Here is a 12,780-nt window from a genome sequence, read left to right on the forward strand (position 1 = left end):
GACGGGTCGACGACCTGCACCGCGCCTTCCCGCCAGATGGTGTGTGTTTGGTATGTCATCAGTCGTGCTTTCTGTGAGTTCTTGCGTGGGCAGGGTTGGTGATGCGCGCTAGTTCATTGGGCTGGAAGTTGTGATGGCCAAAGCATAGGTTTCAGGCCGCTCATCCGATTTCACCTGCATGGATCGCCTCGGCCAGCGAATGAACACGGCTGAGATGATGGGCGCCGTAGAAGTCGGCCTCGGTCAGGCGCTGCTGGTCGGCGGTGGACATTTCGGGGTGGGCGAGCGCAGCCGCGACGATGCGGCCATGCATCCAAGCGCCGACGAGAAGGCTCAGAATCGTCAGATAGTCAACCGATGCGGCGTAGGCGTCACGAGGATTTGTTGCCGCGTGCGACAGGAGTGTTTCGGTGGTGTCACGCACGGTATGCAGGGCGCGATCGAGTCGTTCCGCCGTACGGGCCGCCACCGGGTGCTCGATCACCCGCAGAATCCCGACGCTGGAGTCGATCCGATCGAAGAAGCGTCGCGCAGTCGCTCCGCCGTCGCGAATGAGCTTGCGGCCGAGCAGATCGTTGGACTGGATCGCGGTAGTGCCCTCGTAGATCGGCATGATCCGAGCATCGCGATAGTGCTGCGCCGCACCGGCTTCTTCGATGAAACCCAAGCCGCCGTATACCTGGAGTCCGTCGGAGGCGATGCGCACGGCTTCCTCGGTGAACCAGGCCTTGAGGATCGGCACACAGAATTCTGCCAGCTCCGCGGCGTCGGTCGAGTCGGTGCGCTGCCAGCGGTCGAACCACTCGGCCACCTGCATCGAGAAGGCGCGCATCGCCGAAATGGAACTCGACATCGACGTGAGCAGGCGAGCAACGTCGGGATGCTCGGCGATGGGGGTACCCGACGGGCGTCCGACGACTGTGCCCTGCACTCGCTGCTGGGCATAGTCGCGAGCCTGCTGGTAGGCGAGGTCCGCCAGTCCAAGCCCCTGCAGACCGATGCCGATGCGGGCGGTGTTCATCATGACGAACATCGCCGAGAGGCCGCGGTGCAGGTCTCCGACGAGATAGCCTGTCGCGTCGACATAATCCAGCACACAGGTTGGACTGGAATGGAGGCCGAGCTTGTGCTCCAGGGAGAGAGTGGTGACGCGGTTACGTTCACCGATACCGCCTCGGCCCTCGGGGAGGAACTTCGGCACCACGAACAGCGACAGCCCGGCCAGTCCCGCGGGAGAATCCGGGGTACGTGCGAGAACTAGGTGCACGATGTTCTCTGTGAGGTCGTGATCTCCCCAGGTGATGAAGATCTTCTGCCCTGTGACTGCCCACGTACCGTCCTCGTTGGGACGGGCGATTGTGCGGATCGCGGACAGATCCGTACCGGCATCCGACTCCGTCAGGTTCATCGTGCCCGTCCATTCGCCGGACACCATCTTCGCGAGAAACACGTCCTTCAGTTCCGGGCGCGCGGCCGAGTGCAGCGCCGCGGCCGCACCGGTCGACAACAGCCAGCACACCGAGAACGCGGGATTAGCTGCGGACCACAACTCCGAGACCGCGTTATAAAGGAGGAATGGCGCACCTCCGCCGTCTATCGCGGGATCGAGGCCGAACCCGACCCACCCGGCCTCGGCGAAGGAACGGTAGGCCTGCTTGTACCCGACCGGGGTCGTCACAGCACTATCGGCGAGCACGCTGCCCGCACGATCACCGACAGTATTGAGCGGATGCAATATTTCGATGGCGAAATCCGCTGCCGTAGTGAGCACTGCAGCCGCGTCGGCGGCTTTGATTTCGCCGTTTGTCACGGTCTCGAGAATGTCTGTGCCGAGGACCTCGGTGTAGAGGAAGTCGTATTGAGCAAGTGGTGCTATGTACACGGCAGTGGTCCTTCTAGAATGTGAGGCCGATGGTTGTGCTCAGACCGCCGTCGAGCGGAATGACCGCACCGACCACGTAATTCGAGGCACGAGAACTCAGGAAGATCGCGGTCGCAGCGATGTCGGGGGGCTCGCCGATCCGGCCGGCCGGGGAGGCGTCTTTCAGCTTATCACCGACGTCCGTCAACATCGCGGCCGTCATTTTCGACGGGAACGGCCCGGGCGCAATGGCATTGACCAGAATCGATGGCGCCAGTTCCGCGGCCATGTGGCGAGTGAGGTGGTGGATGGCGGCCTTGGACGCCGAGTAGGAGAAATTGCTGACGCCCGGCACTGCAAGCCCGTCGATCGAGCCGATGTTGATCACGCGGGCAGGGTCGTCTTGGTTGGACGCCTTCTCCAGAAGCGGGCGCGCCATCTTGGTCAATGTGAAGGGAGCCTTGACGTTGGCGGCGAGCACCCTGTCCCACGCGGAGTCGGGGAACTCGTCGAAGGGCGCACCCCAGGTTGCGCCGGCGTTGTTGACCAGCACGTGAAGGCTCGGCTCCCGTGCCCCGAGGGCGTCGATCAGCGCCGCACACTGTTCCTCGCTGGTGACGTCGCACGGAATGGCATGCACCTCACCGTGTTCCGAGAGGCGCTTCGCTGCCTCGGCACACGCGGCTTCTTTACGGGAAGAGATGTACACGCGGGCGCCGGCCCGGAGATACCCTTCGGCGATCATGTAGCCGATGCCGCGAGTACCCCCGGTGACCAGAACCGTCTTACCTGACACCGCGAACAGTTCGGGGAACATGACGTCCTTTCCGAGACGTGAGGTGGGGCGACGCATACACCCATCCGGCAGAAGAAGAGACCGCTCGCGATCGGGGGCCAAGTGTGAGCCTGATAGCGGACCGACCAGAAAGTACCACCACCGGCAACCTTAATGCAACTTGTTGCATAATGTAGGTCTGAGGTCGATGATCATTTGGTCCGCTGCACTCCGTCGGGACTGCAAGCCGAGCGCCGTAGTGCGCACCTAACTGGGAGAAGCGAAGATGACTGGGGTGAACCGTCTTTCGATGGCAGGACCGTCCGAGGCCGAGTTGCAATCGGCAGGCCTCCGATTCACACAGAGCGGACCGATAGCCGAAATCACGCTGTGCAGACCTGAACGACGCAATACACAGAGCCCGGCAATGTGGCGAGCACTCGCCGCGTTGGGGCAGACGATGCCGACTGACATTCGCGTTGTCATCGTTCGCGCTGAAGGGCGTAGTTTTTCGGCCGGTTTGGATCGATCGATGCTGAAAGACCCTGCCTCGCCGCACGAGGCTGCCGACGGCGAGACCATTTCCGGCCTACTCGACGGTTCCGACATGACCGTCGCGCGCACCATACGTGAATATCAAGACGGCTTCCTGTTCCTGCGTAACTCGAACTTCATCTCGATCGCCGCCGTCCAGGGACACGCAGTCGGTGCCGGCTTCCAGCTCGCACTCGCGTGCGATCTTCGGGTGGTGGCCGAGGACGCAACATTCTGCATGAAGGAGGTCGCACTCGGGCTGGTGCCCGACCTGACCGGGCTCACACCCCTGGTCCGGCAAGTTGGATACGGCCGCGCACTCGAAATCTGCGTCACTGCACGCAATGTTGTTGCCAAGGAGGCGCTCTCACTGGGACTTGCACACAGCGTGGTACCTGTCAACGATCTCGAAAGCGAAACTCGGGCCATGGCTCACACTCTCCTGCAGGCAGACACCGCCGCCGCGCGAGAGGTCAAGCAGCTGGTGCAGTCGGCCGAGGTCTTGCATGTCGAGCATCAGCGGCAGCTCGAAGCTGCGGCCCAGACGCGTTTGCTGCGCGCGCGCAGCGCTACGGCGGACGGCTCCGACCGAGGGTTCTGAACCGATATCCCGACACATCTGTCGTGTTCGAACAGTGGATCACCATAATTCGCCGCATAGCCGTCACCACGCGAAGAGCACCTTGCCGACGCGGTCGGCCTGGGTGGCATGGATCAGGGCGTCCTGGTACTTCTCGAGCGGGTAGGCGGCCGCGATGGGGACCCGCAAGGTGCCGTCGGTGACGAGGGCGGCGAGCCGGGCATAGGCGGCGGTGAACTCCTCGCGAGGCGCTGTGTCGAGCCAGCCCTTTTGCCAGAAGCCCCGGACATGAAGATCGCGGAAGATGAGGTCGCCAGGTCGGACGACGACCGGGGCGCCGCTCATTCCTCCGTAGCTGACGAGGGTGCCCCCATGGACGAGCCAAGGAGCGAGTTCCGCGACCACGTCCCCGGCTGTCGCGTCCAGCAGGAGTGAGATCCGCTCGTCCCCGAGCGCCGTCTTCAGTTGCACACCGAGATCCGGTCCACTGACGACGACGGCGTCGGCGCCCAACTCCAGCAGCTCCGCGGCGACTTCGGGGCGGCGCACTACATTGAGAGTGCGGTAGCCGGTCTGCTTGGCCAGGGTGATGACGTAGCGGCCCACAGCAGAATTACCGGCGGTTTGTCCGACCCATCCGCCCAGCGGGACATCGACGAAGCGACGGAGCAGGAGGTCGGCCGTCACAGGGTTGACGCCGAGCATCGCCAGCTGAAGGACATCGGCCGCCGGATCGACCGCAATGGCGTCGTCCTCGTCGATCGCGATCTGGTCCTGCCACGTGGCGTGCTTCAGGGTAGGGATTATCAGGACCCGCTCGCCGATGCGGGCAGGATCGACGGCAGCGCCAACGGCGACGATTCGACCGACGCCTTCTGTGCCCAGCGCTGCGGGCAGGGTCGGGCGATGCCCATAGAGACCTCTGATGAGAAGCACGTCGGATGGGTTGATGGGGGCGGCTTCCAACGCCACGAGCACCTGTCCTGCTCCGGGTTCGGAAGTCTCCGACTCGATCAGCTCCGGAGCCGTGCTCGGCTTCCCGAATGCCCGCATGTGCAACTTCTTCATCGTGACCTCCGGTCAATGGTCGAAAGACCAAGTAGCGTGTTCATTCCCGCGGCATCGTGCGCATCACCTAGGTCGAGCGCACGCTTCTCGTGCCCGTATCCCCTTTGGTCAGAGGGCTGCTGCGTAGGCGGCCCGTAGCGAGACCTTGTCGATCTTGCCGACGGCGTTCTTGGGGATGGCGTCAATCACGAAGAACGAGGTCGGCTGCTTGTAGCCGCTGAGGTGTTGCTCAGTCAGCGCAGTCAGCGTCGCAGGATCGACGCTGACGCCGGCTCGCGGTTGGACGTAGGCGACGACCACCTCTCCCCATTTGTCGTCGGGTACACCGATAACGGCCGCCTCCAGGACAGACGGGTCAGCCGTCAGGACGTCCTCGATCTCCTTGGGGTAGATGTTCTCGCCACCACGAATGATCATTTCCTTCAATCGAGCGACCAGGAACAGGTAGCCGTCCGCGTCGAGGTAGCCGACATCGCCTGTGTGCAACCAGCCATCCACGATCGTCTTCGCCGTCTCCTCCGGCCGACCGAGATAGCCAGACATGACATTGCGGCCACGCACGATGACCTCACCAATCGTGCCGGGCTCGAGCGCCGTGCCCACCTCGTCGATGATTCGGATCTCTTGACCCGGGAGGGGACGCCCCACGCTGCCGAGTCGCGGAGCCGCGAGGGGGTTGATGGTAGAGACGCACGTTCCTTCGGACAGCCCGTAGCCCTCGATGAGGCGGAACCCGAACCTCGCTTCGAAGCGGGTCAGCAACTCGGGCGAAGCGGGTGCGGCACCGCAAAGCCCGTACCGCAAGGACGATGTGACGGGTCGAACGCCGGCCGGCAGCGCATCGAGCATGTTGTAGATCGTGGGCACCGCACTGAAGTAGGTAGGACGCTCCTGCTCCACGAAGTCGAAGAAGGTCTTGGGATCGAACCGGTCGGCGATGGCGACACTGCCGCCTGCGCGCAGCGGCGTGAGTACATTGATCATGATGCCGAAGACATGGAAGAGCGGCAGAATAAGCAAGCAGCGGTCCGCCGGGCCCACGTCGAGCCACTGGCATGCCATGTCCGTCATTGCGTCGATGTTGGAGTGGGCGAGCATCACTCCTTTCGGTACACCCGTCGTGCCGCTGGTGTAGATCAAGAGAGCCAGCGCGGACGGGTCCAGTTGTGGTGCCGGATCCGGCCCCATCCCCTCTGAGTACAGGTCGTCGACGGCGAGCGTGGCGACGCCCGCCACTGTCGAACCGTCCTCGACGACAATAAGACGTGCGCCCGAATCGTGCAGCTGTCGTGCGACCTCGCCGTCGGTAAGGCTCGGATTGACCGGGGTCACGACGGCGCCGAGCCGCCAGGCCGCGAACAACAGGAGCACGAACTCGATGCGATTCGTCAGCGCGACCGCCACGACATCACCAGACCCGATTCCGAGGTCGGAAAGATGACGGGCCGCGGCCCGGACTCGGGTCAGCAGCTGGGCATTGGTGAGCGACTGGCGCCCATCGGATACCGCCGGCCCATCCGGGCTCGATTCGGCGAGACGGTCGGGCAGAGACGCGAAGTTCATGGCAAGGCCACCTAACCTGGTGTGCGAGTGTGATCTAGGTCGGAAACGCTGCGTATTAGACGTATTCCGTCGGCGGCAGGGCGGAGCCGCCCACTCCTCCATGGAACCCCCGGACGACGGAATCGGTTTAGGCACAGTTGGGGCGCTGTCGCCGCCTGCGGTGACCCGATTCTCCGACCGCCTTGGAGGTCCACCGCAGGTGGCGTGGTGGGGACGCACACAAACCTACGAACGCGCGCGCGGCGACGCATAGGACGATTGCGCCGCACTCAGGTATGGGTGTGCCACCGCTGGTGAGCGAGTACCCGTCAGGCGGCACTTCGGTGCGAACCGCGCCGCTGCGCGTGGATGTGTGCTGCTGTTGACATTTGACCACAACGACTAGACGATTCAGTCCAGTCGCCGCCACCGACGTCTCCGGCGCGAACTCTCCACGGACAAGGAGCCATTCATGAGTCAAGACCACAAGCCCGGTGAGGTCACCCTCGAGAGAGACGGCAACATCGCGATCATCACGGTCGAAAACGAATCCAAGATGAACTCCTACACGCCGGACATGATGCGCCAGCTCGCCCAGCGTCTGACCACATTCGACGAGGACGACTCCCTGTGGGTCGCGGTGTTCCGCTCCGCCGGGAAAAACACCACCGCAGGCTTGGACTTGCCGAAGTTCTTCGGTCCTGGAGCAGACGCGGACATCGACCCGACTCTGGTCGATCCGTTCGCTCTGGGGCGGCGGGCAACCAAGCCGATCGTGACCGTGGTTCAGGGCATCACCCTCACCGTCGGCATCGAGATGATGCTTGCCGCCGACATCGTGGTTGCCGCCGACACCGCGCAGTTCCAGCAGCTCGAGGTCGCCCGCGGCCTCGCACCCCTCGGTGGCGCCCATTTCCGCTACCTGACCCGGACCGGCTGGGGCAATTCGATGTACCACCTGCTCCGGGCCGACAAGTTCGACGCCCAGCGCGCCCTCGACCTCGGTTTCGTCCAAGAAGTCGTGCCTTTCGGCCAGCACATCGAGCGCGGGATCGAACTGGCCCGTGAAATCTGCGCTAATGCCCCACTCGGCGTTCGAGCCACCAAGGCGTCCGCCCTGAAGTACCTCGAACAGGGCGAGTCCGCCGCCATCGCCGCGATCGACGACGTGAAGGGCGCCGTCTTCGACAGCCACGACTTCCAGGAAGGAATCCAGTCGTTCGTCGAGCGCCGCCAGGCCTACTTTCAGGGCAAGTAGTCGCAGCGCGAACGACCCGAACTCCATTACCACCCAACCAGTTCGCCGAAGATGTAAGGAAATTGACATGAGTTGCAACCTGTTTTCCGTGGCCGGTAAGAGCGGGAACCCGACATGACGAATCTGCGCTTCGACTACACCGGCCGCACCGTGATCGTGACCGGCGCCGGACAGGGGATCGGCAAGGAGATCGGCGCGCTGTTCTTCGGCGCCGGCGCCGACGTGTTCCTCGTCGATCTCGACAAGGAAGCCCTCGACCAGGCCGTCAGTGAGATCGCCGCCCGCAGCGTGGTCGCCGACGTGAGCGACACCGACGCGGTTCAGCAGATCGTCGACGCGGCGGTGTCCGAGACCGGGCGTCTCGACGTGGTCGTCAACAACGCCGGCATCCTGCGCGACAACATGCTGTGGAAGCTGACCGACGATGACTTCGAGAGAGTTCTCGCGGTCCACGCCGGAGGCACGTTCCGGATGACCCGCGCGGCTGTCCCCCAATTCCGCGCCCAGAACTACGGCCGGGTCATCAACGTGACCTCCTACACCGGTCTGCACGGCAATATTGGACAGTCCAATTACGCCACGGCCAAGGCAGGGATCATCGGCTTCACGAAGACTGCCGCCAAGGAACTGGCGGGCTTCGGCGTCACGGTCAACGCGATCTCCCCCAACGCCGACACTCGCATGATCGCCGGCATCCCAGAAGCCAAGAAGGCCGAAATCGCACGGCAGATCCCCGCGGGACGCTTCGCCCCACCCAGTGAAATGGCCGCGGCGGTCGCCTTCCTTGCATCCGAGGAAGCCGCATATATCACGGGCACCGTGCTGCCTGTCGACGGCGGGATCTCGATGTGACCACGACATTCAGCTCGCTCGACGACATCCGCGTAGCGGTCGGCACCGACCTCGGCAGCAGCCGCTGGTTTGAGCTCACCCAGGACCGCATCAACAGTTTCGCCGACACCACCGAGGATCGCCAGTGGATCCACGTCGATCCCGAGCGAGCCGCCGGTGGTCCGTTCGGGACGACCGTGGCCCACGGCTTCCTCACCCTGTCCCTGGTCGCCGCCATAATCGGCGATGTCATCCAAACCCACTGGGCCACCGCGGGGATCAACTACGGCCTCAACAAGGTCCGGTTCCCCGCCCCACGCACCGGTTGGCAGCCGTGTGCGAGGACATATCCGGCTACTGGAAGTCACCGACATTTCCGGTGGCGTCCAGATGATCAGCCAGGTCACCATCGAGCGCGAAGGATCGGACCGGCCGGTGTGCGTAGCCGAGTCGGTGACCAGAATCCTCGCCTGAACCGTCCAGATGGGTCCGGTCCTCCACGCCGACCGGCGCGTCCGGCAGGATGACCGGACCCGGGGGTTCACCGGCTTCGGCCACACTCCCGAGCGCTAACGCGCGGGGATTTTCCGACAAGCAGCTTCGCTCACGCACCAACTGCCCGCATGAGACCGATTCACCCTGTGCTGCAGTCAAACCGGCACCGCGGCCCATCGACTCGGCGTGCCGGTGTCGTCCACGCGCGGTACACGACGGTGAGAAACAAGCTCCTCTTTCTTCGAACTTCCGCGGGACGAAGTTCCGCGACCGGCATGACCCCACCTGTGGGACACACTCACCAACCTCCGGCCACAGCGCGGAGACCCCGGTTGACCGTTCCGGCGTCAAGGTTGGCGCATCGGTACCAGTGACGGGCGCGCTCGTTCTATCAGAGCCCGCTCACCGGTTCCTAGGTTGGCAGTGTCCGACACACAACCCGGCGTGAAGAGGAAAAGCACATGAATCGCGAAGACATCGAATTCCAGGGTGAAGGCGACGTCACCCTCCGCGGCTGGTTCTACCCGGCGCAGAACACCACCACCCCGGCACCGGTCATCGTCCTGACACACGGGATGTCCGCCGTCAAGGAAATGTACCTCGACGACTACGCCAGCGTCTTCGCCGAAGCCGGCCTAAACGCGCTCGTCTACGACCACCGCAATTTCGGTGACAGCGACGGAACTCCCCGCCAAGAACTCGACCCCGTCCTGCAGTACCGGGACTATCGGAACGCGATCAGCTACGCCACCACCCGCCCCGAGGTCGACGCGAACCGGGTCGGCGTCTGGGGCTCGAGCTTCTCCGGTGGAATCGGTCTGATGGTCGCGGCGGTCGACAAAAGGGTCAAGGCGGTCGTCGCCCAGGTGCCCATGATCTCGGGTCCAGCCACCTTGGACCGACTGATCCGCCCCGACTTTCTGCCCCACGTCCGTGGAAACTTCGACGCCGACCGTCTCAACCGGTTCGCCGGCGGTGAGCCCGCGATGCTCCCGGCCGTCTCCCCCGACCCGATGGGACAGGCCGCGATGCCCCAGCCCGACGCCTACGAATGGTTCACCAAGGTATCGGCGGACCGGGCTCCGAACTGGAAGAACGAAATGACCGCGCGGAGCCTGGAGATGGCCGGCGAATTCGACCCCGGCAGCTTCATCAGCCAGATCTCGCCCACGCCGCTGCTGATGATCATCGCCGACGAGGACGCCTGTACGCCTTACGCTCTCGCATTCGACGCCTACGAACGCGCCCGCGAACCCAAACAACTCGTCGTCACCCACGGCGGACACTTCGACTTCTACGAAGGCCCCGGCTTCGACGAGGTCTCCGGCGCCGCACGCGACCACTTCGTCACCCACCTACGCGCCTGACCGATGCGTGGCTTCCAGGCGACAGCCTGGAAGCCACGGCTGCGTCCCGTAGCCACAAGGACCTGTCCGATCAGGGCCGGTACAAGGACCTGTCACTTCCGTACCACCACCGGACGCGTTGGTTCTATCCACCGGCAACCGCATCTTTCTACCGTGAAGTGTCGACGCTGCCCACCACCGCGGCCACTGACCGACCACTGCAACTGGAGGTTTCCCTATGACTACTGACACCAACGCTCCCGCGGTCCCGATCCGCGCGACGGTCTTCGTCAGCCGCTGGCCCAACGTCCCCGCCGTGGAGTTCCCCGGCATCCCGGACGGCACCTTCTCCCCCACCACCGCCATCCTGATCAGCGGCGCAACCGAAATCGTCCTCATCGACGCGCTCTACCTCAAGGACGACGTCCAGGACCTCGGCGACCTGATCGAGCGGACCGGCAAGAAACTCACCACGATCTACATCACCCACGACCACCAGGACCACTACCTGGGCATCGGACCGCTCAAGGAGCGGTTCCCGGACGTCAAATGCGTGGCATTGCCGCACGTGATCGAGTCCATGAAAGAAACCATGGACATTCAGACCATGCAGTGGAATTTGCTGTTCGGCGACGCCTGCATCCCGGCCGGTCCGCTTCCGGAACCCCTCGAAGGTCACACCCTGTATGTCGACGGCTCCCCGCTGAACATCATCGAGGTGAAGCAGGCCGACGTCCACCCCACGACCATCGTGCACATCCCCGAGATCGACACCGTCATCGCCGGTGATTCCATCTACAACGAGATCTACCCGATGCTCGGCCTGTCGACTCCCTCCGAATGGCAGGACTGGCTCGACACCGTCGATGTCGTGGAAAAGCTTCAGCCGAAGATGATCGTGTGCGGACACCGCAGGCCCGACGGCGACGACTACGCCGTCGAGACCATGATCGCCCAAACCCGTTCCTACATCCAGGACTTCATCGCCGCCTTCCCGACCGCGAAGGACGCCGACGACCTCGTCGCCACCATGTCCGCGAAATACCCCAATCACGCCAACCTCTGGACCCTGCAGTTCTCCGCCATCAACGCGATCGCGGCCCGCGACGGCGCGTAATAACACAAACACCACGCCCCGACCGGGGTCAGAGTGCCCTTCTTCAGGATCCACACGACCCAGGAGGACCAATGTCACCCGCCATCACCCCAAACCATTCCGTCACGCACAACGACAGCGACAACCTGGCCGCGCCTGTGCCGGTGGTGTCATGATGGCGGCCCTCTCGCACAGGCTCGGCGCCCTCGTGCACCATGGCGCGGAGCCCGAAGTCGGGGCCGACACCACCGTGCTTCGATCGGTGTCGTCCGGACCTGAAGTTTCCCGCAGTACCTGGATCGGGCGTGCTGTAGTGGTATTGGTATTGATCCCACTCGGCGTTTTCTATCTCGGCCCTAGAATCTACGATCTCACCGCAACGCCTGGGCGCCTGCAACAGTCTGTCGAAGCGGCAGACCGCTACAACCCGTCCCTGACTCGGCTCGTCGAGCACGAGCGCGTGACAGTGAGTGCCTTCGCGGCACTGGACAGGGTGCGTGAGTGCCTGACCGATGTTCTCGGCATGGGCGAAGCGGTGTCAGTTGAGCTCAGCACCCTCGTCGGAACAATTTCGGTAGATCTACAGAAAATTCTCGACCATACCGGCGTCGACGTCGCCGTTCTGGTCGGTTCACTCGAATCCCTCAGCACTCGCGTCGGCGCATTGCAGGCACCGGCGAACGGTGCAGCCACGGCCTTGTCGGATAATCGCGCGACGATGTCGGCCATCCTGGACGACGTGCGTGTGACGGCCGGCCAGGTGCACGACACCCGTCTTTCCGTGGAGTCCGCAGCCGCCGATCTGTCCGGAGGGTAAGTAACTGATGGTGTTTTTCGGACGACCTGGTGGACCGGCCAGAACGGTTCTCGCACTAATAGCCGTCGCCGTACTCGGCCTGTTTTCCATCGTGATCTTCAACCTGAACAGGAGCCTGGACAACCAGCAACGAGTCAACGCGACCAGTGTCGGAATTTCCGAGAGCTTCCTCGATGTCAACGATCAGCTCACCGCGGAGCTCGGAGAACTGACCCAGCTGACCGGGACTGTGGAGTCGGCGCTCGAATCCATCAGGGCGTTAGGGCCACTCCTGGCGGAACTGCATCACGCCATCACGCCGGTTGCCGGCTCTCTGTCGAGCACCGCTCGAGGCGCCCAGATCACCAGTGAGCAACTTGCCGTGATTGCGCACATCCTCGGTGAGGTCCACAACGTCATCCTTCCCCTGGTGGACTCCGCTCAGGCGTTCGGTCAGCAGGGCGAAGATTTGTTGGCGGTGATCGAGGGATTGATCGCCGACTTACAGAGTGCGGTTGAATCCGCGGCGACGATCAATCAGATGCTTCCATTGCCGGGCTGAATACCGACCGGCCCGCCACCCCTGCCTCTCGACCGA

11 protein-coding genes and 1 pseudogene are annotated in these 12,780 nt (G+C 63.7%); 8 read left to right on the top strand and 4 right to left on the bottom strand.

Annotation, left to right across the window (positions count from 1 at the left end; genetic code table 11):
• Positions 1–160 precede the first annotated feature (160 nt).
• Together G9373_RS03185 and G9373_RS03190 are read right to left on the bottom strand one after the other, a co-directional pair.
• Entirely contained in the window at positions 161–1,882 is a 1,722-nt protein-coding gene (locus tag G9373_RS03185) for an acyl-CoA dehydrogenase (RefSeq protein WP_133984316.1), read from the bottom strand.
• Between the two features lie 13 nt (positions 1,883–1,895).
• Complete coding sequence (locus tag G9373_RS03190) at positions 1,896–2,678, bottom strand: SDR family oxidoreductase (protein ID WP_120660788.1); 783 nt, start codon at positions 2,676–2,678, stop codon at positions 1,896–1,898.
• 268 nt (positions 2,679–2,946) lie between these two features.
• Here G9373_RS03190 and G9373_RS03195 point away from each other — a divergent pair, with 268 nt between their 5' ends.
• Positions 2,947–3,771: an enoyl-CoA hydratase/isomerase family protein gene (locus G9373_RS03195; protein ID WP_037206660.1), complete on the top strand. Its 825-nt coding sequence runs from the start codon at positions 2,947–2,949 to the stop codon at positions 3,769–3,771.
• 63 nt (positions 3,772–3,834) lie between these two features.
• Here G9373_RS03195 and G9373_RS03200 read toward each other — a convergent pair whose 3' ends face one another.
• Together G9373_RS03200 and G9373_RS03205 are read right to left on the bottom strand one after the other, a co-directional pair.
• Positions 3,835–4,818: a zinc-dependent alcohol dehydrogenase family protein gene (locus G9373_RS03200; protein ID WP_167113827.1), complete on the bottom strand. Its 984-nt coding sequence runs from the start codon at positions 4,816–4,818 to the stop codon at positions 3,835–3,837.
• A 108-nt stretch (positions 4,819–4,926) separates the two neighbouring features.
• Positions 4,927–6,381, bottom strand: coding sequence for an AMP-binding protein (locus G9373_RS03205; RefSeq protein WP_167113830.1), 1,455 nt, complete (start codon positions 6,379–6,381; stop codon positions 4,927–4,929).
• Positions 6,382–6,832: 451 nt separating this feature from the next.
• Between G9373_RS03205 and G9373_RS03210 the strand changes: the two genes are divergently transcribed.
• The 7 genes and pseudogenes from G9373_RS03210 (at position 6,833) to G9373_RS03240 (ending at position 12,744) form a co-directional block, all read left to right on the top strand.
• Complete coding sequence (locus G9373_RS03210) at positions 6,833–7,618, top strand: crotonase/enoyl-CoA hydratase family protein (RefSeq protein ID WP_167113833.1); 786 nt, start codon at positions 6,833–6,835, stop codon at positions 7,616–7,618.
• Between the two features lie 114 nt (positions 7,619–7,732).
• Positions 7,733–8,470: an SDR family NAD(P)-dependent oxidoreductase gene (locus G9373_RS03215; protein ID WP_005263083.1), complete on the top strand. Its 738-nt coding sequence runs from the start codon at positions 7,733–7,735 to the stop codon at positions 8,468–8,470.
• Positions 8,467–8,923: pseudogene (locus G9373_RS03220) on the top strand (MaoC family dehydratase). Before G9373_RS03215 ends, G9373_RS03220 begins: the two are co-directional and overlap by 4 nt.
• 482 nt (positions 8,924–9,405) lie before the next feature.
• A complete protein-coding gene (locus G9373_RS03225; protein ID WP_167113836.1) occupies positions 9,406–10,311 on the top strand; it encodes an alpha/beta hydrolase in 906 nt (301 codons plus the stop codon).
• A 217-nt stretch (positions 10,312–10,528) separates the two neighbouring features.
• Positions 10,529–11,407, top strand: a complete 879-nt coding sequence (locus G9373_RS03230; protein WP_167113838.1) for an MBL fold metallo-hydrolase — start codon at positions 10,529–10,531, stop codon at positions 11,405–11,407.
• Between the two features lie 151 nt (positions 11,408–11,558).
• Positions 11,559–12,203 carry a hypothetical protein gene (locus G9373_RS03235; RefSeq protein WP_240960322.1) on the top strand — a complete coding sequence of 215 codons (645 nt, stop codon included), beginning with the start codon at positions 11,559–11,561 and terminating at the stop codon, positions 12,201–12,203.
• 7 nt (positions 12,204–12,210) lie between these two features.
• The gene (locus G9373_RS03240; protein WP_120660780.1) at positions 12,211–12,744 is read left to right on the top strand and encodes a hypothetical protein; all 534 of its coding nucleotides are present in this window, start codon (positions 12,211–12,213) and stop codon (positions 12,742–12,744) included.
• The last annotated feature ends 36 nt before the right edge of the window (positions 12,745–12,780 follow it).

It is taken from the genome of Rhodococcus sp. A14, from assembly GCF_011603105.1.
GTDB classification, from domain to species: domain Bacteria; phylum Actinomycetota; class Actinomycetes; order Mycobacteriales; family Mycobacteriaceae; genus Rhodococcus_F; species Rhodococcus_F opacus.